The sequence below is a fragment of the Polynucleobacter sphagniphilus genome (assembly GCF_001953355.1).
GTDB classification, from domain to species: domain Bacteria; phylum Pseudomonadota; class Gammaproteobacteria; order Burkholderiales; family Burkholderiaceae; genus Polynucleobacter; species Polynucleobacter sphagniphilus.
In genome coordinates, this window is the sequence record NZ_MPIY01000001.1 from 419,288 (window position 1) to 442,952 (window position 23,665).

A 23,665-nucleotide genomic window follows, 5' to 3' on the forward strand; every position below is an offset into this window, starting at 1 on the left:
ATGGGTCGATCTCTGCCTGCAATACTCAATTTAGGTGAAGGTCTGCTGTGTGATAAGCAACAGTCCATCACAGCCCTGATCCCGAAGTGTCAGGTATAACGGACCGTAAATAATTCAGGTCGCCCAAACGTAAATCTGAAATTAAGCTAACAAGTGTCGTGTTTCGAGACACTTGTAATGAATAATTTATCCCTATTATTTTCCACTGCTACCACTGATGAAGAGCCCATCAAACTGCTTGATGGTGCCATCACCCTCTATAAAAGACCCCATAGTCACCAATGGCAATGCCGTTTTAAGCTGTCTACGGGTGCTTGGCATTCCGCCAGTACTGGATCTGATCAAGTAGCTGAAGCCACCACCCAAGCAATTGCCATATATGAAACCGTTAAGGTCAAGCTAGCCAGCGATCTAGCCATTAAGACACGAACCTTTCGCCAGCTAGCCGCGCAAGAACTAGCTGCTGCTGCGCGAGTGGTCCAAGCCAATCCTAATAAACGTACTCATGCGGACTATATTCATATCTATACCAAGTACCTGATCCCGTTCTTTGGTAATTACCAGATTAATGACATTACCCAAGAAGTAGTTGATGACTATGCGGCTTGGCGCATATCTCAGATGGGTAAGGATCCCAAGTCTTATACGCAAAGGCGCCATGCTGGCTTATATAAGCGGGTGATTGAACGGGCTAGGGCTCAGGGTTTAATTCACCAGCAACGAACTATTCCATTATTAGAAGTAGCCGGAGATAAACCTGAAGCCAGACCAGCCTTTAATCAACAAGAGGTCAGTTACTTATTGGAATACATGCGGGACTGGGAGCGTTTTGGGCGTAATCAACGCAGTAACCATATGCGTAGACTTTGCCGCGTGTATGTGGAGTTCTTGTTAGGCACAGGCATTAGGCAGGGCACCGAAAGCATGCCAATCCGCTGGAAATCGTTGCAATGGCACTGGATAGGTGAGCAGCGGTATTTAAGAGTTTGGGTATCAGGTAAGACCGGCCCTAGGTATCTGATTGCCAAGCATTTTGTGGTTGAGGCCTTAGAGCGATTAATTGCTTGGCAGGCTTTACCTTATCCGAACCTAGATTCTGTTATTGAAGCCAAGCTAGATCGCAGGGTATTCGTGTTTCCGGAGGGGGATGCTCCTCATAGTCTAGATAGTGTGTTTGAGAGGCTCATGGTTGAATCTGGTTTATTCAAAGATGCTACTGGCAAGAATAGAACCTTATATAGCCTGCGTCATACCTATGCCACATTCGCACTAGCTGAAGGTGTTGATATACACACCCTAGCTAGGCAAATGGGCACTTCGACTTTAATGATTGAGCGTCATTACTCAAAACTTACTCCTATGATGGCAGCTGAGAAGTTAGCTTAAAACTGTTCCAAATGGAACAAACTACAAAATAACGGCTACCCCTGCAGTGGTAGCGGTCGTCTTAAACAGTAATTACGGTGCCTTGAGCTGGATTGACTGTACGCTCTGCCACTTTATAAGCGGCATTGGCCTCGGCGCCTAAGTCCCAAAGATCAGGTTTGAGATCAATGCCTTTGCTCTTTTGTTTGATCTGCTCGTAGCGTTGATCGCGACGAGCTTTAACAAACTCCGCAGCCTCCTTGTTGATCACAAACTTGATTGGCAAGCGAGCAGAGATCTCCGCCAACGCTTTTTCCATGGCACGCCAATCAGTGTCATCGGGTTTTTTGGTAAATAAGAGCTTGGCAAATACATAACCAGCGTTTTTACTATCAAAGCTTAAGGGTTCTTCAATCCTGTTGATGTCCTTTGTGCTTTTGACCAGCTCATCTAGCTTTGCGCCTGTTAGCTTATTTAATGCATACCCCTTTGTCACACATTCCTCAAACGTATCTGCTGGAATTTGAGTAATCAAGTAGATATTGGTCCAACTTGCTGGCAGTTGATCCACATATTGAATAAAGCGTGGATATACCCGACCAATTGCAGAAAACTTGCGAACAGTACTGCTGTAGTCCTTAAGTCCGACTTCTTCGCAAAAAGTTTTAAATTGAAACTTATCTAGCGATTGCTCTGCCTCATAAACCACACGGCACATCTCTAAAGTGCTACGAGCAGTTTTCTCAACACCAGCTTTAAACGCAGTTACATACTCTTTGCGCTCTTTTGGGATGATTGCTGTTGTCTCTGCTGTGGCAGCCTCTACGCTGAGCTTACGCTCATATTGCACTAATCCAGTGTTTGCTTTGGATTTTTCCAACTTCACTTTATCCAAAATCGCTTGCACTCGCACCGCCTTTTCCTGCTCAGCTTGGGTAGGTTGCGGTGCTTGAGCAGGTTTTTCTTCACCCTCTACTTCAAATACCTCATCAAAGGTGGAAGTATCTTCTGTCAGCACATTCGCATTCATGCCACGAATATCGATAGAAGGTATTGCTACTTCAGTTGCCGCAGTACTTACTACATTATTAGCGGATTGGTTATTCACTGCAATTGCGTTTTCCATTTTTAAAGCTCCTTAAAAATCAACTTAGCGGTAATGGCGAAAGTGCCTTGGTTTTGCTTTGTTGATGGAGTCAGTATATTTTTTTTCGTATTTTTCGCGCAAATTTGAGCGTTGTTTTATTTCCTTGACACAAAAATACGAAAAATCTAAGCCATATAAATAAAGGCTTTGCAGGCGATTTTAATTTTTCAGAAAAATCACTACATTTTTGTAATTAAGAAAATATAGTGATTTAATTCTTAGCCATAGATCAAATTAATTCCATCGCATTGCGACACATTTCAGGGTTGGCATCAATATACTTTTGCGTTACTGCAATCGAACGATGACCTGCAATCTCAGCTAAGACTCTCACACCGATTCCTTTTTGTGCGAGTGAAGTGATCATCGAGCGTCTTCCCGAATGGCTGCTGGCACCACTGATACCAGCACCTTTGTAAAGTGAAAAGAACCAGACGCACAAGCCATTGGGCGTAAATTTGAGCTTATTGCCCGTATGGAAGAAGTGAATTGTTGGGTCTTTGATGTGTCTAGTGCGTAAATAAGCCTCTAGTTCAGCTTTGAGCTTGGTAGAGATAAAGACAGTACGGGGATGCCCGCCTTTGGTTTGCGCTGCCGATAGCTTTACTTCATTTTTGATGGTGCCATCCTCGTTAACTACATCACCCATCTTTAGTGAGGCGATTTCGGCGACACGCATTCCAGTTAAAAAACTGGTGAGGATGATGGCGCGATTGCGCTCGGGGTATTTCTTGGTACTGGCAAACCGCAGTACTTGATCTAGTTCTGCTTGGGTTAGGGTTTTTGCTTGAGCCATTTGTTATTACCTTTCATAAATAAAAAAGCTCATATAAGTGTGTTTTCTTATTGCAAATAAAGCGACCGAAAGCTTTTTAATAAAGATCTTCCAAGAATCAATGACTTAGCAATTAGGGTTAAGAAAAGTGTGATTTTCTTAACCTTGCTTTGCTTTAAATATTTATGTCTTTTGTCGTCTTTAGACGACGAATTTGGGCAGTAGCTCAAAAAAGCCCTACACGCTATTTGACTGGCGTCCAGCAGCTAGGCGCTGTGATACTCGAAGATCAGTGCTTGTAGGGCTTTTTTGAGGGGTTTTGCATAATTACTGCTTGGTGTTTAAATCCACATTGGTAGCAACAAATACAGGCTTATTGGCACCTATAGCCTTGCAGTGATGGGCTTTTAAGTCCCATTCATCCTTTGTTCCATTTAGAACATCATCAATTTCAATATGGACTTCACCTGTTGATTGCAAATAGATGCAATATCCATCAACCAGTTCTTTAGATTTGGTTAAAGGCTCGTAATGCACAATCCACGACATCACCAAGTCTGGTGTGTTGCCAATACCGCAGGCATCCAATTTCTTAAGTGTTCTGATTTGATCATCCGTTTTGGCAGTATGTTGAAATTGTTCATAGTCATAAAAGTCCACTAGATACTTTTGGTTTGGATTATGAAGCTCCACAGAGCCGTTATAGATGGCTCGTCTAAATAATCCCTTGCCAAATAGGGTGTTGTACTTCTCGTTGATAAAGCCTCTGATTGCGATTTCTCTCATTTATTTTCTCCTTGAGTTCTCGTTGCTAGTTGCTTTGTTGGTTACAAGAGAGATCAGAAGAGATCAGTTGCAGTAAAAGTCGCAGATCTCAAAAGAGGAGTTACGAAGTTGTGTTGCTTAGTCAGAGTTACTCATTTGCCACTACGAGTAACTTAATAGCAACTACTCAAACTCAACTTTGCAACTTCTTTTTCTTTATGCGACATCTACTTTGTAACCAAGCAACTCGCAAAAATATTTATGACTGCCACAGAAAAACCATATTTTTTCTATCCAAAATGAGCCGTTTTCCACTAATAGCCAAAAAGAGGTCGACCAAAATACTTGATTGAAAACAAACTGCTTGTGCCCATTAACAAACAAGGAGAAAGCAATGAGCACATTAAGTACATTGAAGTTAGTAGCAGTTAAAAAACCAACCCATATGCCAGCGATTGTTGTGCGCCGTCATAAATTAGCAAAGAAGCTTTGGGAGCAGATCCAAATGGCCAAAAGCCAAATGGACGGAACCCCGTTTGTTGTTACCAAGTTCAAGACTATTAAAGACAAAGAAACAGGCCTGCGTAAGCAAGTAGAAATGCCCAAGAGATTAAAGCCTTGGTGGTTTCAATCAGAACAAGGCAAAGTCTGCGTTTCAGTCAAATACGGAAGTTGGACTATTGAGCTGGCAAAAGGCAAACCCAGTGTGGAAGTAGCAAGCGGAGCAGAACTTGTAAAAGCATTGGAGTCAATTAAGACGGCTGTTGAAGCTGGTGAGCTTGACGCTCAAATAGAAACTGCAAGTGCAAGCTTGAGGAGTGGATTTAAGCGATAGCAACATAAGCGTCCAGCTACTAGACGCTGGACGCTAAATACTTGTATGAAAAGATATAAGGCAACAGTCAATGCGGCGGGGATGTGGGTAGAAACCATTCTCTATGCACAGAATCAAGCCCAAGCATATGCACTCTTCAAGGCAATCTTCGGGAGCGGTAATGTTCCACATCAACCTCTACAGATTGGTTAACTATGAGATTCGATGAAATTGCTCCGCAAAAGCCACTAAGCCCAGAACAAGCTAGGCTTAAATCAATGAAGGATCGTGTAAAGCGTGATCAAACGGCTGTCAAGGCTGAGCGGGCTAGGCAAAAGATTAAGGCAGGGCAGAAAGCCCTAACTCAGTTAAGTTGAGTTGGATTAAATCCGTCGCGCAGTTCTAGCGGCATCCTTGTTTGTGTAGGTATAGCCACCCCAGTACTCTTCATCATCATACTCAGACACAACCAAGGCTATTGCAATTGCTTGAGTTGCTGCCTTGAGCCAATTGCAGTCTGCAAAGTTTTTAGCTGCTTCCAACTCTTTTGCTTCCCAAGGGGGAATCATCCCATATTCATAATTTAAATAATATTCAGCCTCTGCAATCAGTAAGCGTGTGGCTTCCTGATTATTTTCATAACCTCGAGTAAGTTTGAGATCTAGTTTTTCGAGTTTCTCCAGGATGTCATTAAACATGCTTACTTTCCTTATGAATTGTAGTGATAACGGTATTAATGCATTCTAGGCTACCTGTATTGAACTTTTTTAAGGGATATTGGATCAATAAAAATATTTTCAGATTTTAGGTAAAAGAGCCTGCAAAGTAAGGATTTATTCCTTATAGTTAATAAATCAAATTTCAATGGGTGGACTATGGAAAAGTATAAAAATCTGAGTTGTAACTCAAGTATTGATGCATTTGAGCTTGCGGATGGTTCGATCACCATATTATTTGATGATGGCTGGCTGTATCAGTATTCAAGCGTAAAGGCTGGTAGCGCAAATATTGCTCAAATGAAATTGTTGGCAAAAAACGGCCAGGGCCTCAATAGTTACATTATTAAAAACGTAAGAAAACTTTACGACAAAAAGTGGAGGTGATTGAGAGTATCGCTAAACCATCTTGAACTCATAGATTACTTATAAAGGTCTCATATATGGCATTACCCCCAATTCTTGATGATCTGATTCGATACTGTCAGGTTAAAGGCTTTCCAATGGAGAAAGTTACTGAATTTGTAGATCAGTGGGAATGTAGTGATGACCCAGGCTCTTTAGTGGCCATCCCCATCCCTTGCCCAGAGTGCTTTATGAATAATGTCAAAGATTCAAGAGGACTTTATCAACTAGGATTAGATCAGGCTGAGCAGCAATATATGAAGTGCCATACCTGTAAAGTTAAGATTCCAGTCACTGATGAGGATGATATTTAGATCTTCTCAACTGTCACTTAACAGGACACCATTTAGTGTCGGTTTAACCGACTCCACACCTGCGGATGCCACACACCACACGGTCAGTTCCACATGATTCCACGGATCTCGGTGCGTATCGAACACCTGATCTTGTAAGGCTTATGTCATTGTTTCTGCTATTGATTTTGCTCATTTTTTAAGCTTCTAAGGCGTAGGTCGCACGTTCGAATCGTGCTGGGCAGGCCAAATTCTCCTAATCAATAGTGTTTCAAGCCTTTTCATTGCGCCTAGTTGGTTTGATGATTGCTATGAACTTTAGAGAATACCCCCGTCGATGAATCCGACGCATTCTTAAGCCTACTCGACATTCCTGGAGTAAATCACTTTGCCATTTTTGATAGTGTTGACCACCTTAATATCTTTGATTGCATCTGGATCAATCGTTAAAGGATTTTGATCCAACTCCACTAAATCTGCCAACATGCCAGGCAGGATCTTACCCTTCGTATTCTCCTCGCGATACACATAAGCAGCATTACATGTGAACGCCTGCAATGCTAGGTAAGGATCCATCTTTTCCTGAGTACCCAATGTTTTTCCAGACATTGTTTTGCGATTGACTGCACTCCAAATGGTAAATAAGCAATCTGGCCCAGAAGAGGGGACATCATTATGGATGCCGACTACTATCCCTTTGTTATGTGCTGTCACCATGGGGCAAAAATGATCGGCGCGTTCTTCGCCAACGATATCTAAATAGATATCTCCATACAACCATATATGATTGGATAAAGTAATGGCAATAATATGATTGGCTTTGTAGTCGTCAAGCTGATCTTCCCTTGCAAAAAATGAATGGGAGATAGTCGAGCGGCGATCTTCCGTAATCCCGGTTTCCGCAATTGCTTTTTTAATGGCGGCTAGGGCCATATCAATGCCTGCATCACCATTGCTGTAGCAAAAGAATGGGATATTTTTTTCGTAGGCCAGCTTAGTGTAGTGATCAACCTGATCTTGCGTGTAGTAAGCCATACCCCGCCAGCCATCCGGGAAGCCTGTAGTATCGCTGTAGGGTTTAGAGAGGTAAGCAAGCTTGAGCTGCGGCCCTCCATCTGTTGACATCAATATGCCTGCAACCTTAAAGCCTCGATCAACGTTGCTGTAGGCACCAAAGGAATAGTTGGGATTCCCTTTTAGTAGGGTGTCTACCGTATCGCTCATTGGGAGGGCAATTAAATCAATTGAAATAACACCGCTATCAGATGCGAGACGCATCAATTGAATGTCTTCAGGACTGGCTTGATAGTGCTGGGCAGTCGTAGTGCCATAGGAGGCATAAATTTTCTCTGCGCTTTGATAAGTCTTAAAAGTGAGATCCTGAGAAAATTGGCCATAAGCCGCCGCTACTGCGTTCAGATAGGGTAGCCCAATAATGATGCCCGTCATTTGATGAGTAGTGGGATCAACTACGATCGTGCCAGACTCAACTTTAGTATCTGCAGTAATACCTAGTTTTTTTAGGCCCGCTGTATTAAATAAGCCCGCTAGTGTGGAAATGTTTTGAACAAGTACCGGCGTATCTGGAAAAGCAGCATCTAAATCAGCAATGGTTAAGGGCCCGTCTTTCATCAAGCCATCCATGTACTCAGCTGCGATCAACCATCCATTTAGAAGCTTGCCGTCTTTTTTCAGTTGTGCAATCAACTCGGGTCTACTACGTGGAGGATTGTCAGCAAAGTAGCCAACATTCAAACTTAATGTTTGTTGAGCAAACAAACCAAAGTGCCCCCAAGTGTCAATAAATCCCGGAGTTAGGGTATGTCCTTGTAAGTCATGCATCTTGACATCTGGGCTCGCTAAATCGCTTGCTTCTTGTTTGTTACCAGTGAAAGCAATTTTTCCATCTGTCACCAATACCGCTTCAACATACTCAGGTTGATCGCCAGCCATGGTCAAAATATTGCCGTTGAAGTAGAGGGTTTGATTTGATGTCATGAGGTTTCTTTAAAAGGTATTAATGTGAAAAAGCATATGTAAGCCCGATGCGCCCACCCCAACCTTGCGCGCCACCTTGGTTGGTATTGACGGTGTAATAACGAGCACCGATTGTAAAAAGCAGAGGGAGGTCACCCACTTCAATCAATTTGCTGCCCATTAAATTGATTGGATAGGCGTGAGCACCAGTATCAATATTCGTGATCGATTCACAATCAAGAGTAATGTTCCCATATCTTTTGGTGATGTAGGTGATAAAAGGTTGAAATCCAACATTATTGGCACTAGGGCCATTGAGTGGCATTGCTCCAAGGCCAAACGATTGGTATGCATAAGCACCCACAATCCAATCCTCGCTTCGATGAATGGCACCCATGCTGTATCCCACAGCATTTTGTGAGCTCCCATACATGGCGGGCATATTGGTGCCGATCTGTACCATTGGACCAAAACCAAATGAGTTTTTTAGTCTAGTCTCATTGGATTCGGTAAAAAAACTTTCAATAATGACTGGTTTAAATCCCGAGCTAGAGTAACCATCGAAATTATTGAAGGATTGATAGGTGATCTGGGGATGCACTACATAGCTGTAGTCAGAATTAATACGATAAGGAAGCCAGGGCTCTATTTGGGTGTATTGAGTTGAGCCTTGATGTCCTAGGCCTACTTTTTGGTCAAAGTTGATATAAATTGGTACTGAGGCGACATCATCCTGAGCTTGTAATTGCCGTTCAGTAGAAATAAGCCGTTCTTTTCCCGGGGTGAGTGTGTCGAAAAATGTATTTGCATCTTGAGCGAGCGCAAGCTTGAAGTTAGACAACATCAGGACGGTCAGTAGTGCTTTGAATTGATGCATCTGCATGATGTTTAAGGTAGGGCTTCGCAGACTTGAAGGATCAAAATTATTCTAATAATAAGGTATTATCAAAAAAAATTGCAGTAGATTTAGCTATGTAATTCCCTGTTTTGAACGGATCTTATATGAAATTTAGCTTTTTAGGACACATGAAGGAAATGTTAAGGGAGCTGCCAATAGTAGCTACCTACCTATCACTCTGGTTTATTGCGATTACTTTTTATAATCAAGCTGCCGTTCATATGCCAGAAAAAGGAATTGAGTCCTATGGGTTTGCGGTGATTCAGGCCTTGGTGATGTCAAAAATCATGCTCACCGTAGAAATGATTGTTCCTGTTGGAGTGATATTCAACCCTAAGGTGAAATTCACTATTTATTTAGCAGTTTTAGTTCGTACAACCCTCGCATCTATCGTTGCTCTTCTGCTGCGTTACTCTGCTGCTGGAGCAGAGGGCTTTTTTAAACATGAGGGATTTATTGAATCCATGCGAAATTTTTGTGATGGGGACATTGCCCATATTTTGGCGCTAACATGTTTCTATTGGCTGATTATCTTGCCCTATATCGCTTATCGCTTTCTTTTGCATCTTGCAGGCAAAAATGACTTGGCATCATATTTATTGGAAAAAAGATCCCAGAATTAATTTCTTAAAGATTGTTTAAATTCCTTAACGATATTTATTAAGACCTTAGTGGCCTCATGAGCGTCACGTAACGCGACACTATTTAGTGTCGGTTCGACCGACTCCACACCTGCGGATGCCACACACCACACGGTCAGTTCCACATGATTCCACGGATCTCGGTGCGTATCGAACACCTGATCTTGTAAGGCTTATGTCATTGTCTAAGCTATTGTTTTTGCTCATTTTTAAAGCTTCTAAGGCGTAGGTCGCACGTTCGAATCGTGCTGGGCAGGCCACTTATCTACCATTTATTGTCATTCTAGGCTTGTTTCAGGCTGGTTAATTGTGCTCAATTGGCTCAATCATGGCCAGAGCTTGGCCGGTGTTAGTGAGTGGCCTTGGGTCTAGCGTGGAGAATCCTGGGGCACTATGTACTCAGGATGACCTCATAAGGCTCGGGGCAAAGCTTTTAGTATATGTTTGACCCGACTTTAAGGTGTCCTGTTACGTGACGGTCAGGCGGCTCTTATAAAGAACCTTGCGGACGCTCGAGGCAGGGTAATTAGAGGTATTTGAGGGGCAGAGAACGGCCAGGAGCAGTCTGTCGCCGGAAGCCCATAAGCAGTCAGATAAGAGAGCTATTAGCCTGGCAGGTTATAGTTATTAATATTATTTTGTTACCACTCTAAAAGCACATGTGTCGACCTTCAAAGATTTGGCTATGCCTACTGGCTGCATGGACCTGCCTAAGTTTTGCACAGAGCAGTGAGACTTCCCCGTACCGACCTTCTTTCTTTTTAAGCCCATATCAAGTTGAATGGGACTCAAATATTGATAATATCCGTACGAATTACACCATCAATTCTCCTGTTTTAAAGAATTCTGCGAACTCAATCAATAATAACTATGCGCAGAAAATTGCAATCGGATTGCCTGATAATTACTCGGTAGGTATTTCAGATCTATATGTTCAGTCTATCGTCTCTAATCCTTTGAATATCAACGCGGCTACACCTGGGTTTAAGAATCCTGTTGTATCGGCCGCCAAAATATGGACTATTAATAGCGATGTTTTATTAAAAGCACTTGGAAGTGTTCAGCCCAATTTGGGAGTTAAGGCTGGCGTTAGCACCTATAACCTGGGGATCTCCGCAATTTTTATTGGCCCTAATGACTGGCAAACAAGTCTTGGCATTAATGAAACAACGAATGATGCTGACTATGGCGGCGCTCCCACGCTATCTGGGACAATTTCTAAGCAAATTGGTTTATATGTAATTAATGCTACGGCTGGCGTTACACATTTTCCATCGATCTTAATGACTACTGGGTATGCATCATCATCTTATCTATATTCAGGCACTTTGGAGCTTAGTCGCCAACTGACTGATCAGCTTTGGCTAGGCGCAAGTTACAGCATTGGAAGCAATCAATACACCTACACCCAAAATTTTATGAGCATTCCTTTTAACAACAGAACGCTATATAACTCAGTTGGCGCAAGCCTAAAGGTACTTTTCTAGCTGTTAACAATAGATAGGGGTAGGCATAGCTGATAGCCTGTGCCCCAAACGGATCGTATGATACGGCTCTCTGCCCCACTCAACATAGGTTGAATTTTCTTTCTCAATCTACTGATGATATTTTCCAAGGAACGCTTTGTCATCGCCTCGGACATTAATTGTTCGGAGAGTATTTCGCAAATGCTTTCTGACTCTAGGCAATGATTGGGCGCTTGGGATAGTGTCGACAATAAGAGGGACTCAGCAGCTAATAAGGGGATCTTAGACTCTCCATTTGGCGGGATGAGTTGACCTGATTGGAGTTGCAAGATCCAGCCAGAAGGTGTTGATTCCACAACCCGTCTTGATAGGCCATGAATTGCGGCTAATAATTCCTGGGATGGGGTTGGCTTGGGAAGGTAAATATCTGCGCCATGCTCATAACTCTTGATGCGGTCAGCCAATGCGGTACGTGCCGTGAGTATTACAATGCCAATTTTTGGATGTGTTTTTCGAACAGACTGCGCAATTTCCAAACCTGACTGTCCTGGTAAGTTCAGGTCTAAAATAATGATGTCTAAAACCTCCATAAGTAGAAGGTCATTTAAACCAAGGCTATTGTTCGCCTCATAGACTTTTAATTGATGTGCTTGTAAAAATTGACTTAATTCTTCACGCAAAATGGCATCATCTTCAACAATCGCAATCTTTATTGGATTTGACGACTTGTTCATGCTGGTAGCTCTACAAGAAAAGTGATTTCATTAGTAATATAGCGATATTCAATTGTTCCGCCAAGAACATGACAAAGCTCTTTGCAGATATAAAGCCCTAAACCAGAACCCCTGGTTTTTTGGGCCAGGGGATGGCGATAGAAACGCTCAAATACAGATTTTGGATCTGGTGCCAAGCCTGGATGAATGGTATTGGTAATCGAAATACAAATCCTAGGCTCAGTATTTCCAGTCAATTCCTCGGCCATGACTTTAAGCGTGGTCTTAGCTGGTGAGTATTTCAAACCATTCTCGATGAGGTTACTCAGAATAATTTGTAAAAACTGCGGATCTGATCGAATGCTCAGATGGTCATCTACATTGAAATCTACTGCTTGTTTGCCTTGGCGGTTTTCAATGAGAGCAGAAAGCATGCCCTTAATATTGACTTCTTCTAGTCTTAACGGAAATGTTTTTTGATCTATTAGATTCATTAAGCTGCAGCGCTCAATAATGGCATCCATATTTAGTATCGACTGGTTAATATTGCGTAAACGTTGCCGGTCATTAGGGTTGCTCGTATTAATAGATTGGCCAAGTGTATCAACCGCTAGACTAATTGAGGCTAAGGGATTTTTTAATTCATGGGCGAGCATATCAATAAGTGTTGTGCGCTCCTTGAGGAGTTTGGTCTCAAACTCGGATCTTAGGCGAGTTTCTGTTAGCGCCGATTTCACCTCTACTAACTCTTTGCGGACCAGGCGATTTTGATAAACAATAATCGAGAGCATCACAAGAGGACTGACAAAGTCAGTGATGCGAGCTAGATAAACAGGGGTCTGGGTATAGCCCTGTAATGGGAATAGTACCGCTATCACGGCTAAAAGAATCAGGACAATGGATATGCAAAATCCGGCAATTAAAACAATTTGAAATGATTTTTCTATATGAGGCGTTTTGGTGATGGCAATAATTTGAGCTACCGGTGCAATGAGGATGCCGATCAGCATGAGGGGGTTGGAGATATTATTTTTCTCAGCGCCAACCAGCAATAAGCAGGCAACTACCAAAATGTAAATCGTCCAACAAGAGGGCTTGTACCAACCCGGAGTTTTGTAGGGTAATAGAAAAGCTTGGGATACCCAAACCCATAACCCTAGCCTTAGGCAAAGCGCCCAATTAAATATGAGCCCATTAAGTAGAGGCTCTTGCTTGAATATATAAAGCGCCAAAATGCCACTTCCAGCAAGCGTGCATAAGATGAGATTGGCTACAGAGACCCCAAATCTTGCCATAACGGCACTTGGATTTAGGCCAAAGCTCACGATTGAAAAAACCAGGATGGCAAAGAGGATGCCAACTTGAGCGCCAATGCCCAGAAGTCGCTCTGAAACTTGTATTCCAGAACTTGGCCAGGAAGACGCTGAAATTACTATGTGAGTTAGGCTGGAGGCATCGATTTTGAGATAGTAAGTATTGTGGTTTTCTGGAGTGGGAGACGCAATGAAGAGGTGTGCACCAATATCCCTATGGGACCCATCATTAGCTAATCGGCTGCCTGCTTTTTGAGATGTCCAGCCTTTACTGGTGAGTTGAAAGAGTTCAATTTTTTTTAAGAAATAAGGCCCCACCCGAATGGCAAAAGCAGCTCTATCGATTGGTTGATCAAAAATTTGTACTCGTATCCAGCGGGGCGACTCGGCAAGACCGGAATTTAAGGGGGAGTAATTGGGCTGGTAATCGCATTGAATAGCCTGCTCAATTGTTACTGGCGCAGTCTTTGCTTGACAGTAATCAATACGGTAATTTGGAGTACTAAGACTACCAGCAGTTGCTTCTGCAGCAATCACCAAGCAGGCTGCCACTGCGAATAAGTAGCAAAGCAGGTATTTGCTTATATTCCAGATTGATCCCTTTTTCATGGGACCTAGTTTATTTCATAAAAACAACATTTTCGACCCCATTGAAAAAGGAATTCATATTTATGGAGCTGAATGAGAGGAAGTGAGAGGAACATAAATGATGTTCCTGTAAAAAGACAAACAACGTAAGTGGTTTATGTATCGCCAAACTTAAAGGGTCAAATTGAAAAAAAATCAAGCAATTACCAGCGTAGCGGCCTTACTGATGCTATTAAGTATTGGAATAGCGAACGCTGACAGTAATAGTAATTATTCAGGTTTAGTCACTAATGTAACGGATCAAGTGACGGATTTACTCTCTGCTGCATCCTATCAGGGCGGAAATATCAGTAATATTGCAATTAATACAGCGGATATTAAGTCTAGAGTAGATATTACGGGTGCAAATATCACCACTGGTGGTTCGGGTGCATCCGCCTGGGCAACCTCTACTCAAACTTTAACCAGCTCACAGTCGAATACAAATGATTTAAGCAATCAATTTTCTCAGAGCAAAATAAATCAATTGAGTGGGGCTGGGAACTCTAGTACAACGAATAATATTGCTTCTACTGCTTCTACTGCAAGTGCCAATATCACCGCTACTGCAATTGATAACAACTTTAGTGCAACATCTATTGGTGCCATGAATAGTGGCAATATCGATATTACTCAGGCTAGCACGAATGGCAAGGCAGGGAACCTTAGCATTGAAGGTCTTAGTCTTGATTCGCATAGCCAGTCAGTTTCGGCTGGTCAATTAGAGCTACTTAACGGATATGCAACTTTTAATCCAAGCGTAGCAAATTTAGCTATCAATACGAGTGCTATTTCATCTGAAGTTAAGGTAAATGCATCATCTGATATCAGTTTGGCGAATACAAGCATATCCGCTGCTTCTGTTGGAGCAATGAACACTGGGAATATTACAGTTACAGCACCAACACCTGCCGTATCAACTGGTCATCATTAATATTGTTTAGTGAGCCTCATGAAAAAAGCACGTCACATATCATGTCTAGGTTTCTTGCTGACCTTAGTTCTGGTGAGTATGGCGCAAGCTGTTTTTGCAGCTGGTGCTTCAAATGATTGGAATAATTCCTGGGGCTCAAGCCTAGACTCTTCCGCAAGAGCTGTGATGATTCAGCAGGCTAATGCTATTGCACTACGGGAGTCTGATTACTATGGTAGTTTTGGCCCTGCCACCTCAAACTATGTGAATTCTGGAAACAGTAGCTATGTTAATAACTCCACAAATAATTCACAAACAAGTAATACCAATCCTCTCACATACAGCACGACTTCTGTAGGAGTAATGAATTCTCCAACTGCTACCATTAATGGAAATAATAGTAGTTTGAATACTACAAACTCTACGAGTAGTAGTGGTGGCATGCAGAGCACAATTAGTCATTAGTTCTTACAACGGTCTTCAATGACGGGGAAAAGGCCATGTTACCTAATAACGCTCTTTGTGGCAGTCTTGCTATCGGGCTGTCAGGGCTATTCAATTATCACTACTACACGTAATGAGGATGTGCCCTTAGTAAAAGGCCCTCCCATAAGAGATATCGTAACTCCATTCGATAGGGCTCTAATATGTCTTCGTCCTAAGGTTAATAAAAATATTACTTTTTCAGTCGGGGCAGTTCTTGATCAAACTGGCAAGGAGCAGTTAACTGATGGAGGGCTCGGAAAATTTGTGACTCAAGGGGCTGGTGATATGTTGCAATCTGCCCTTTATGAGGGTGGTGTAAGCCTTTTAAACCGGAGGGATCCCAGAGTCCTTGAGGCCGAATTGAAGTGGGGTTTGCAAGACCAAAGACGGATTATTCCGTCGGATTACTTCATTACTGGGAGTATTAATAGTTTAGACATCATGCCTGGTGGTGGAGTTCAAACTGAAATTGGTGGCATGGGCCCCACGTATAGTCAAATGCGAATGTTGGTGGGGATTGATTTAGCCCTAACAAGTTCGAAAACTAGTCAAATTATTGCTAATGTAGCATTACAAAAACAAATCTTTGCTACGGACTTTAATGTTGCAATGGGGAATTTTATAGGGGTGACCTTATTCAATGTTAACGCCGGATATAAAGAGCGGGAAGCAATCCATTTCGCATTAAGGCAGATGATTAATTTGGCAACCTTTGAATTATTAACTCAAATTATGAATCCTAGAGATTACTCAGATTGTAGAAAGTTGATTGACAAAGTCTCCGACGGCTCCATTGAGAATACAAAAACTGCCAAACTTTCATATGAGTATGAGCAAAGCTTGATTGCAGTAGCCAACACCAAAGAGTCAAATGTAAAATCTTTTACACCGCCAGAGCAAAATCAGGATTTGAGTGACCAATCCATTCAGAGGGCAGTCTCTCCGAATGCATATAACCCGAGTAATAGTGCAAATCAGCCTAATAAGGCGCTAACTCCCGATGGTTCAGGCGGGACTGATTTTTTATTAAATAAGCAGGAAATCATACAATTTTCAAAGTAAGTTTGTAGTATTGATTGAGCTAGAAAAAATAAAAACCAAGGTCGCCTATGGGTCGTATTGAGTCTGCCATTAGCAAGTAGGGTGATGGCTGCTTTGCATCAGCATTGACCATTCGCACCCTTTGAAGTCTTGGTGTCGGTTTAACCGACTCTAAATCATTCAGGTCGCCCAAACGTAAATCTGAAATTAAGCTACAAGTGTCACGTAACGAGACGCTTGTAATGAATAATTTATCCCTGTTGTTTGCTTCTACTATCGCTGAAGAGCCAATCAAACTCCTTGATGGCCTTCTGACCCTCTATAAAAGACCTAATAGTCACCAGTGGCAATGTCGATTTAAGCTCTCTACAGGGGCTTGGCATTCCGCTAGCACGGGATCAGATCAGATTGCCGAAGCCACCACCCAAGCCATCGCCATTTACGAAACTGTGAAGGTCAAGCTAGCCAGTGATCTAGCCATTAAGTCCAAGACCTTTCGTCAATTAGCCACGCAAGAGCTTGCTGCAGCTGCCCGAATAGTCAATGCCAATCCCAATAAACGTACTCATGTTGATTACATTCATATCTACACCAAGTACCTTATTCCATTTTTTGGCGCCTATCAAATTAATGACATTACCCAGGAAGTAGTAGATGACTATGCGGCTTGGCGCAGATCTCAGATGGGTAAGGATCCAAAGTCTTATACACAAAGGCGCCATGCTGGTCTATATAAGCGTGTAATAGAGCGAGCCAGGGATCAGGGATTAATTCACCGGCATCGAACCATTCCATTGTTGGAGGTTGCTGCCGATAGGGCAGAGATCAGGCCAGCCTTTAGCCACCAAGAGATCAATTACTTGCTGGAATACATGCGGGACTGGGAGCGTTTTGGCCGTAATCAACGCAGTAACCACATGCGTAGACTTTGCCGGGTTTATGTGGAGTTCTTGCTGGGCGCAGGGATACGGCAGGGCACTGAGAGTATGCCAATCCGCTGGAAGTCTCTGCAGTGGCATTGGATAGGTGAGCAGTGCTACTTAAGAGTCTGGGTATCGGGCAAAACTGGGCCTAGGTATCTGATTGCCCGACATTTTGTGATTGAAGCTTTAGAGCGGCTAATTGCTTGGCAGGCTTTGCCTTATGCCAATCTCGATGCAGTGATTGAAGCCAAGTTAGACCGAAAGGTATTTGTGTTTCCCGAAGGGGATGCCCCTCATAGCCTAGATAGCGTGTTCGAACGCTTAATGGTTGAATCGGGTTTGTTTAAGGATGCCGCTGGTAAGAATAGGACCTTATATAACCTACGTCATACTTATGCCACATTTAGATTGGAAGAAGGAGTTGATATTCATACGCTAGCAAAGCAAATGGGAACCAGCGTAGGGATGATTGAGCGCCATTACAGCAAACTAACCCCAATGCTTAGTGCAGAAAGATTGGCAGGGTAGATCATGTAGTGTCGGTTTTACCCGACGCTACATCTTGCTTAGCCACATGCCTTGAGGGTGATTAAGTGGGTTTCGTGTTTTTCTCTTACCTCTTGGTTAACACTCATCACAATGTCGGAAAAAATACTTCGAGCTGAACCTCTGCCAGCTTGAACTACTTGATCAAGAACGGCATCGGGCGGCGCTGGTAAGCCGGCATTCTCATATACTCGAGGCAAGATAGGCCGCCAGTCGTTAATAGGTGGAACATTCATATCAATTAAAACTGATCGATTCTGAATGCCTTTATCAATCTGATCCAAGTTATTGCTAGTCATAATGAATATGACATCCTTTCGATTCATGATCGATTTGAAACCAGCTTGAGCGGCAGGGGTTAAAACATCTGTAGTATCCCCTTAGATTCGTACATTTAAGAAGTTGAGTTTTCTGTTGTTTATGGCAGTATTTACAACAGGAGAATCAATATGAAGAAGTCACGATTTACAGAGACCCAAATCGTTGGGATTTTGAAAGAAGCCGAGGGCGGGATTGCGATGGCAGACATATTGCGCACGCATGGGATTAGTGGCGCCACCTTTTATAAGTGGCGATCTAAATACGGCGGCCTAGAAGCTTCTGAGCTCAAACGGGTTAAGGAGCTAGAGCAGCAGCTATCAGAATATAAAACGATGGTTGCTGAACTGACCCACGATAACCGAGCGCTAAAGAACCTTATCGAAAAAAAGCTCTAGCGCCAACCGGTAAAAGAGAGGCAGTCGATTACCTGGTTGGCGAAGAAGCAGTACCCATTACTAGAGCTTGCGCTCACATGGGGCTAGCTAGGTCATCGTATTACGAGCGCCCAGCAAGTAGGGCTAAAGCTGATGAGCCCGTCATTGAGGTGCTTAATCAGGTGGTCGCCAAGAATGGTCGCTGGGGTTTTAGATTGTGCTTTGATTGGATGCGCAACCATGGCTATGAATGGAATCACAAGCGGGTATGGCGTATTACGACCAAAGGAAGTCCCTTTAGGGGCAAGGAGATGGGCTTGAACTTACCCAGAAGAACTAAGAAGCGTATCCCCAAGATGCCAAGGGTTCCACTTGTTGCCCCGACCGAAGCCAACTCGATGTGGGCGCTCGATTTTATGTATGACACGCTGCATTACGGCAGACCTTTTAGGACCCTCAATGTCATTGATGAATCTAATCGCGAGATCTTGGCTATTGAAATTGATATTAGCCTGCCAGCAGCCAGAGTAGTGCGAACCCTAGAGCAATTGGAAGAGATCCATGGCCTACCTCAGGCGATACGCCTGGACAACGGGAGTGAACTTCGGTCTGCTGTCTTTATGGGTTGGTGTGAATCTAAAGGGATTGAACTCAAATTTATCCAACCCGGAAAGCCACAGCAAAATGCATTTATTGAACGATTTAATAAAACCTACCGTCATGAGGTACTCAATGCATACTTATTTGAAAACCTCAGGGAGGTACGTGAAATTACAGAAAACTGGATCACGATTTATAACGAAGAAAGACCACACAGTTCCCTTGGCAGAATATCGCCTAGAGACTATCGAGCAAAGGCAGAAAACAACACTTTAGGAATGTCGGCTTGACGGGGGATACTACAGTCTTAAGCGGGTAAGTTACTTATTTGAGATTAGTCACCCCGATGTCCGTAAATGGACCTTGGCCTATCAAGCACATGGCCATAGTGGTCTTATTCCCAGCTACCAACCATTGGCTGCAGTGGTGAGCTTCCCGCTACCGTAATTTCCAACAGCAAACTTTTGATTGTTTTTATGGATATAGATATTTGAGCAGTAGTTATTGGAGTCATCACTCAAAATCAACTCTAAATAGGCTTCATTGCTATTGGTCGCATATCGCTCAGTCAGGCTCGATGATGGCATCAACTTAGAATTCTTATTGGCAAGCTCTCGTATCAAATCCATTGGATTATTTACTAGAGATAGATACTCCGAATGCAAGTCAGGATTGTTAATCGCTAACTCATAAACGGTAATGTTGTGCAATGTATGCAATATCTGAGCCCTCCGAAAGGTACTTTGATAAATGCTATATGCGTTTTAACGAAATTACCACTAAACCTCCAATTAAGCCCTTAAGTCCAGAGCAAGCTAGACTGAAGTCAATGAAGGATCGCGTAAAGCGTGATCAAGAAGCTGTTAAAGCAGAGCGGGCTAGGCAGAAGATTAAAGCAGGGCAGCAAGCTCTAACTCAGTTAAGTTGAGTTGGATTAAATCCGTCGCGCAGTTCTAGCGGCATCCTTGTTTGTGTAGGTATAGCCACCCCAGTACTCTTCGTCATCGTACTTAGACACATCCAAGGCTATTTCAATTGCTTGAGTTGGCACTGATCACCGTTGGCGTGTGGAACACTTAGGCGCTGCCCGCGCGGATCAATTTAAGCGTGCAGAAAGTCTGGGTGTCACTGTTTCACTAGCTCCATTCCAATATATCTATTGGGGTGATTTATTAGATGGCACGATGTTTGTACTTGAACTGGGATCAGAATGGCAGCGTGTTGGTGATGCCTTTAAGGCGAACATCCATACTACGTTCCATAATGATGGTTCGGTATCTCCACCGGATACCTTAAGAAACATTCAGCATATGGTGACCCACACAACCGATTCTGGAAAAGTGCATGGTGCTGATCAAGCGGTCACTATGGAACAAGCATTGAAGGCCTCCACTATCAATGGTGCATATCAACTCAAGCGTGATAATGAAATTGGCTCACTTGAAGTGGGTAAATATGCTGACTTAGTAGAGCTTTCGGCAGACCTGACTGCTGTGAAGCCTGAAGAAATTACTGCCAAAGTGAAGGTGCAGGGCGCTTGGCTTGGCGGCAAGAAAATTGATACCGCTAAGTTCTTAGAGGAGATTAAAGCAATTGATCCAACCGAACACCAAGACTTAGCGGGCGCTGCTTTGAAAGTGGTGCATAGTCATTAAGTGAGATGTGACCTAAGCAACTAAAACCACCTTCGGGTGGTTTCTCTTTGTCTCTTTTGCGGCAAGCACTAATTTATTGGTCTTGGATGTTTTGTCTCTGATACGGGCACGACTTTGCCGCCTAATACCGTGGCTACGATGGGGACATCTTTGATCTTAGCTGCTGGTACAGTCTGAGGATCATCATCTAGAACGGTAAAGTCTGCAAATTTACCGGCCTCAATGGTTCCAACCTTATCCTCAACCCCCAATGTAAGTGCGGCGTTAATCGTGATCATCTTCATCGCCTCATGGGCAGAGACTGCTTCTGCGGGCGCCCAAATTTTTCCATCGTTGTAGACATCCTTGCGGGTAACGGCCGACCAAACTTCCCGAAGTGGAACTGGCGCTGATACAGGGGCATCGGAGTGGATTGAGGTAATCACGCCGGCATGCACGAGCGTTCCAAGGCGGGTTGCATAGGAGGCGCGATCGAAGCCTAATGCGGTGTACTCTAATTGTGCTCTCTCTGAGATATAGGACATATTGGCACTCACTACTGCACCAAGCGCTTTGATTTTCATGACCATAGCGGTAGATGGAATGCCAAAGTGATTGACTGTAAAACGGTGATCAAATCGAGGCTTTTGATCCTGAAGTAGTTGTAATGCGTTCAAGGTATTTTGATTGCCTACATCTCCATTGCTATGAATATGAATATGAAAGCCAGCATTCCACCAAGGCTTCATTGCATCTGCAAAATCTTGCGCACTTTTAAAGTTTGATGCACCGATAGTGCCATTGGTGTAGCTTGGATGTTCCATGCGCATGGTTTCAGGTAGGTAGCCTTCATCGCTATAAAACTTGACCCCTTGAAAAATTAAGCGGTCGTTGTCTTGTTGCTGTAAGTTACTCGCCTCTTGAATCGCTTGAGCACCATACTTTTGGATGAAAGGATCCGCATAGACAACCGGAACTATGCGTAAGTCACCAGCGGGAGAGGTGGTGAATGCCTTAATGGCCTTAGTTTCCGCTTCAATACTCAGAGTCCCAAAAGCCAGGTCTCCTGAAGTAGTGATGCCGCCTTGCTGCATTAAATCATTAATGTAGAGGTAAGCGTTCGGAATTTCATTTGGTTTGAGAATATCTTTACCAGCAACACTGAGAATGTAAGTGATGGCTGGTATCTCCAAAAATTGACCGTTCAATTGGCCATCCTTATCAAGACCAACGCCTTTAATATTTTTTACTTTTTCAGGTGTGATTTGATAATGCGCGATTGCAGCGCTATTGAGATACATGTTGTGGCCAGAGTTGTCCCACACAATAATAGGGCGCGTTGTAGATGCTTGATCAAGCAATTGGCGATCGGGCGTCTTGCCCATTGCTGTTACATCGTAACCCCACGCCAATAGCGTTTGGCCTGGATCTTTGATGGCAAGCGAGTATTTTTTTAATTGATCTATCGCTGCTTGTAAATTAGGTACGCCTGGAAAGGCTGGTCCCCATGGGTTTGGCATGGGGGAGGGTGTTAATAAGGGTTGATTAAATAGTATGCCTGCGAGCAAAGGGTGTGCGTGCGCCTCAATAAAACCAGGGTAGATCACCTTATTTGCAAACTGTCTATTAATGGAGGTGGGGTAGCGATCAGTCCACGGCTTCATTTCCTCTAAAGTGCCAACGGACAGAATTCGACCATCTGCAACGGCAATTGCAGTCGCGCTTGGTATAGCTGGATCCATAGTGACTACCTTCTTGGCTAAAAAGACAGTCACATTCGAGATGTGTGGTGAAGAGGGGGGTTCTAGTAATTGGGTGGCAGATACAGCGCTTGATAGAAGGCTGGCTGCAGCCAGATAAATCAATTTAGATTTAAAACCCACGTGTACACCCCTTGAAATGATTTATTGAAGAATTTTTTTGCTTCATGCTGATGCATGCACTCCTCTTGAGAATATAAAGGATTTGTTGTTTTTTGAGTCGTCAAAAAAGACTATCTAGTAGGTATTTCTCCTAGTTGAGCCCCAAACGTCACTCATCATCTTTATTATGGGACTTTTGTAAGTTAATTATAGGATTTAGTATGCTGCGGCTTCTCAGAGTTTTATTTGCATTTTTATCGCTCGCCGTCATTTGCGCATCACTTGCTCGTGCTGAGGATGTGAGTCCAATACCTCAGGTTGCCGATCAATGGCGTTTTTCAGTTACTCCATATGCTTGGCTGCCGTCTATTAATTCGACCCTAAGCTACAAGGATCGATATATTGATACGGCCCATGTCACACCAATAATATTATTAGCAACCTGAAGTCCGGTGGAATGATCGCGGGTGAAGCTCATTATGGCAACTGGGGGATCATGGGCGACATGGTGTCTGCTACTTTACAAAAAGATGGTTCATTTCCAGTATCTCCGGCACCTGGCATGGTTGTAAGTGTGTCTGACAAAGCGACGGTTCAAGCAACGATTGTGACGGGCGCGGCAACCTATACTTTTTTGAATAATCAAGATGCTTATGTCGATGGATTGCTTGGTGTTCGATGGGTTGGAATGACCGCTACTCTCGGACTGGCTGCGAGTTTTGGTGGCCCACTTCAACAGGTCGTAGATTCAAAAGCAATGTCTACAGCAGATCCTATAGTTGGCTTTAAAGGCCGTTATCGGATTGCCGACTCAACTTGGTACATCCCTTTTTATGCTGATATTGGTAGCGGTGGTGGCACTACTAATCTCACTTGGCAGGCGATGCTGGGTGTTGGTACCACTATTAATAAATGGATAGACGTGTCCTTGGTGTACCGTAATTTGTACTACGACATGGATAGCTCAAAAACTAATGGTGCAGGCCTCTTGCAGAAAACGACCTTCCAAGGCCCGCAACTATCTGCAACATTTAATTTCTAAAAATACAA

The 23,665-nt window shown here is 43.3% G+C and carries 27 protein-coding genes and 1 pseudogene; 17 read left to right on the plus strand and 11 right to left on the minus strand.

The window, feature by feature from the left end:
- Nucleotides 1–177: 177 nt before the first annotated feature.
- Nucleotides 178–1,386, plus strand: a complete 1,209-nt coding sequence (locus BOQ04_RS02150) for a tyrosine-type recombinase/integrase (RefSeq protein ID WP_083657475.1) — start codon at nt 178–180, stop codon at nt 1,384–1,386.
- Nucleotides 1,387–1,447: 61 nt separating this feature from the next.
- On the opposite strand, the gene BOQ04_RS02155 is transcribed toward BOQ04_RS02150, so the two are convergent.
- From BOQ04_RS02155 to BOQ04_RS10875, 3 genes are all read right to left on the minus strand, one after another.
- On the minus strand, nt 1,448–2,491 hold the full coding sequence (locus tag BOQ04_RS02155) for a hypothetical protein (RefSeq protein ID WP_076023105.1): 1,044 nt from the start codon (nt 2,489–2,491) through the stop codon (nt 1,448–1,450).
- A 250-nt stretch (nt 2,492–2,741) separates the two neighbouring features.
- Nucleotides 2,742–3,308, minus strand: a complete 567-nt coding sequence (locus tag BOQ04_RS02160; RefSeq protein ID WP_071467238.1) for a tyrosine-type recombinase/integrase — start codon at nt 3,306–3,308, stop codon at nt 2,742–2,744.
- 306 nt (nt 3,309–3,614) lie between these two features.
- Nucleotides 3,615–4,073 carry a hypothetical protein gene (locus tag BOQ04_RS10875; RefSeq protein ID WP_233126603.1) on the minus strand — a complete coding sequence of 153 codons (459 nt, stop codon included), beginning with the start codon at nt 4,071–4,073 and terminating at the stop codon, nt 3,615–3,617.
- A 343-nt stretch (nt 4,074–4,416) separates the two neighbouring features.
- Between BOQ04_RS10875 and BOQ04_RS02170 the strand changes: the two genes are divergently transcribed.
- The 3 genes from BOQ04_RS02170 to BOQ04_RS10780 are packed head-to-tail and all read left to right on the plus strand — an operon-like array spanning nt 4,417 to nt 5,243.
- On the plus strand, nt 4,417–4,887 hold the full coding sequence (locus BOQ04_RS02170; protein ID WP_342418064.1) for a DUF6641 family protein: 471 nt from the start codon (nt 4,417–4,419) through the stop codon (nt 4,885–4,887).
- Nucleotides 4,888–4,932: 45 nt separating this feature from the next.
- Entirely contained in the window at nt 4,933–5,079 is a 147-nt protein-coding gene (locus tag BOQ04_RS10775) for a hypothetical protein (RefSeq protein ID WP_189241313.1), read from the plus strand.
- Between the two features lie 2 nt (nt 5,080–5,081).
- Nucleotides 5,082–5,243, plus strand: coding sequence for a hypothetical protein (locus tag BOQ04_RS10780; protein ID WP_189241312.1), 162 nt, complete (start codon nt 5,082–5,084; stop codon nt 5,241–5,243).
- Nucleotides 5,244–5,249: 6 nt separating this feature from the next.
- Here the strand turns inward: BOQ04_RS10780 and BOQ04_RS02175 are convergent, their stop codons facing one another.
- Nucleotides 5,250–5,564 carry a hypothetical protein gene (locus tag BOQ04_RS02175; protein WP_071467235.1) on the minus strand — a complete coding sequence of 105 codons (315 nt, stop codon included), beginning with the start codon at nt 5,562–5,564 and terminating at the stop codon, nt 5,250–5,252.
- Nucleotides 5,565–5,741: 177 nt separating this feature from the next.
- Here BOQ04_RS02175 and BOQ04_RS02180 point away from each other — a divergent pair, with 177 nt between their 5' ends.
- Together BOQ04_RS02180 and BOQ04_RS02185 are read left to right on the plus strand one after the other, a co-directional pair.
- The gene (locus BOQ04_RS02180) at nt 5,742–5,969 is read left to right on the plus strand and encodes a hypothetical protein (protein WP_071467234.1); all 228 of its coding nucleotides are present in this window, start codon (nt 5,742–5,744) and stop codon (nt 5,967–5,969) included.
- Between the two features lie 56 nt (nt 5,970–6,025).
- Nucleotides 6,026–6,301, plus strand: coding sequence for a hypothetical protein (locus tag BOQ04_RS02185; RefSeq protein WP_071467233.1), 276 nt, complete (start codon nt 6,026–6,028; stop codon nt 6,299–6,301).
- 339 nt (nt 6,302–6,640) lie between these two features.
- Here the strand turns inward: BOQ04_RS02185 and BOQ04_RS02190 are convergent, their stop codons facing one another.
- Both BOQ04_RS02190 and BOQ04_RS02195 read right to left on the minus strand, forming a co-directional pair.
- Nucleotides 6,641–8,278, minus strand: coding sequence for an amidohydrolase (locus BOQ04_RS02190; RefSeq protein ID WP_076023107.1), 1,638 nt, complete (start codon nt 8,276–8,278; stop codon nt 6,641–6,643).
- Nucleotides 8,279–8,297: 19 nt separating this feature from the next.
- A complete protein-coding gene (locus BOQ04_RS02195) occupies nt 8,298–9,134 on the minus strand; it encodes a hypothetical protein (RefSeq protein WP_143742134.1) in 837 nt (278 codons plus the stop codon).
- A 125-nt stretch (nt 9,135–9,259) separates the two neighbouring features.
- Here BOQ04_RS02195 and BOQ04_RS02200 point away from each other — a divergent pair, with 125 nt between their 5' ends.
- Both BOQ04_RS02200 and BOQ04_RS02205 read left to right on the plus strand, forming a co-directional pair.
- Nucleotides 9,260–9,778, plus strand: coding sequence for a hypothetical protein (locus BOQ04_RS02200; RefSeq protein ID WP_112204223.1), 519 nt, complete (start codon nt 9,260–9,262; stop codon nt 9,776–9,778).
- 677 nt (nt 9,779–10,455) lie between these two features.
- Nucleotides 10,456–11,283, plus strand: a complete 828-nt coding sequence (locus BOQ04_RS02205; RefSeq protein ID WP_076023110.1) for a hypothetical protein — start codon at nt 10,456–10,458, stop codon at nt 11,281–11,283.
- Here BOQ04_RS02205 and BOQ04_RS02210 read toward each other — a convergent pair.
- Both BOQ04_RS02210 and BOQ04_RS02215 read right to left on the minus strand, forming a co-directional pair.
- Complete coding sequence (locus BOQ04_RS02210) at nt 11,280–11,996, minus strand: response regulator transcription factor (RefSeq protein ID WP_076023111.1); 717 nt, start codon at nt 11,994–11,996, stop codon at nt 11,280–11,282. The genes BOQ04_RS02205 and BOQ04_RS02210 overlap by 4 nt on opposite strands.
- The gene (locus BOQ04_RS02215; protein ID WP_076023112.1) at nt 11,993–13,897 is read right to left on the minus strand and encodes a sensor histidine kinase; all 1,905 of its coding nucleotides are present in this window, start codon (nt 13,895–13,897) and stop codon (nt 11,993–11,995) included. The genes BOQ04_RS02210 and BOQ04_RS02215 overlap by 4 nt, the downstream gene beginning before the upstream one ends.
- Before the next feature lie 163 nt (nt 13,898–14,060).
- Between BOQ04_RS02215 and BOQ04_RS02220 the strand changes: the two genes are divergently transcribed.
- The 4 genes from BOQ04_RS02220 (at nt 14,061) to BOQ04_RS02235 (ending at nt 17,806) form a co-directional block, all read left to right on the plus strand.
- Nucleotides 14,061–14,849 (plus strand): hypothetical protein, encoded by a 789-nt coding sequence (locus BOQ04_RS02220; protein ID WP_076023113.1) that lies wholly within the window; start codon nt 14,061–14,063, stop codon nt 14,847–14,849.
- A gap of 18 nt (nt 14,850–14,867) precedes the next feature.
- Nucleotides 14,868–15,293: a hypothetical protein gene (locus BOQ04_RS02225; RefSeq protein ID WP_143742135.1), complete on the plus strand. Its 426-nt coding sequence runs from the start codon at nt 14,868–14,870 to the stop codon at nt 15,291–15,293.
- Between the two features lie 120 nt (nt 15,294–15,413).
- A complete protein-coding gene (locus tag BOQ04_RS02230; protein WP_158025469.1) occupies nt 15,414–16,376 on the plus strand; it encodes a CsgG/HfaB family protein in 963 nt (320 codons plus the stop codon).
- A 221-nt stretch (nt 16,377–16,597) separates the two neighbouring features.
- The gene (locus BOQ04_RS02235; protein WP_083657477.1) at nt 16,598–17,806 is read left to right on the plus strand and encodes a tyrosine-type recombinase/integrase; all 1,209 of its coding nucleotides are present in this window, start codon (nt 16,598–16,600) and stop codon (nt 17,804–17,806) included.
- 38 nt (nt 17,807–17,844) lie between these two features.
- Here BOQ04_RS02235 and BOQ04_RS02240 read toward each other — a convergent pair whose 3' ends face one another.
- Entirely contained in the window at nt 17,845–18,123 is a 279-nt protein-coding gene (locus BOQ04_RS02240; protein WP_076023116.1) for a hypothetical protein, read from the minus strand.
- A gap of 150 nt (nt 18,124–18,273) precedes the next feature.
- On the opposite strand from BOQ04_RS02240, the gene BOQ04_RS02250 reads away from it, so the two are divergent.
- Nucleotides 18,274–19,409, plus strand: a protein-coding gene (locus BOQ04_RS02250) for an IS3 family transposase (protein WP_143742136.1) whose coding sequence is annotated in 2 segments (ribosomal slippage) — nt 18,274–18,535 and nt 18,535–19,409 — 1,137 coding nt in all. Because the reading frame shifts where the segments join, the coding sequence is not laid out codon by codon here.
- Nucleotides 19,410–19,523: 114 nt separating this feature from the next.
- Here the strand turns inward: BOQ04_RS02250 and BOQ04_RS02255 are convergent.
- Nucleotides 19,524–19,838, minus strand: coding sequence for a hypothetical protein (locus tag BOQ04_RS02255; RefSeq protein ID WP_143742137.1), 315 nt, complete (start codon nt 19,836–19,838; stop codon nt 19,524–19,526).
- Between the two features lie 38 nt (nt 19,839–19,876).
- Here BOQ04_RS02255 and BOQ04_RS10785 point away from each other — a divergent pair, with 38 nt between their 5' ends.
- The gene (locus BOQ04_RS10785; RefSeq protein ID WP_198929266.1) at nt 19,877–20,047 is read left to right on the plus strand and encodes a hypothetical protein; all 171 of its coding nucleotides are present in this window, start codon (nt 19,877–19,879) and stop codon (nt 20,045–20,047) included.
- Nucleotides 20,048–20,183: 136 nt separating this feature from the next.
- Nucleotides 20,184–20,774: pseudogene (locus tag BOQ04_RS02260) on the plus strand (amidohydrolase family protein); the annotation flags it as partial.
- A gap of 68 nt (nt 20,775–20,842) precedes the next feature.
- On the opposite strand, the gene BOQ04_RS02265 reads toward BOQ04_RS02260, so the two are convergent.
- The gene (locus BOQ04_RS02265; RefSeq protein ID WP_083657478.1) at nt 20,843–22,636 is read right to left on the minus strand and encodes an amidohydrolase; all 1,794 of its coding nucleotides are present in this window, start codon (nt 22,634–22,636) and stop codon (nt 20,843–20,845) included.
- Between the two features lie 200 nt (nt 22,637–22,836).
- On the opposite strand from BOQ04_RS02265, the gene BOQ04_RS10790 reads away from it, so the two are divergent.
- Both BOQ04_RS10790 and BOQ04_RS02270 read left to right on the plus strand, forming a co-directional pair.
- Complete coding sequence (locus BOQ04_RS10790) at nt 22,837–23,061, plus strand: hypothetical protein (protein WP_198929267.1); 225 nt, start codon at nt 22,837–22,839, stop codon at nt 23,059–23,061.
- A gap of 11 nt (nt 23,062–23,072) precedes the next feature.
- Nucleotides 23,073–23,657, plus strand: coding sequence for a hypothetical protein (locus tag BOQ04_RS02270; RefSeq protein WP_198929268.1), 585 nt, complete (start codon nt 23,073–23,075; stop codon nt 23,655–23,657).
- Nucleotides 23,658–23,665 lie beyond the last annotated feature (8 nt).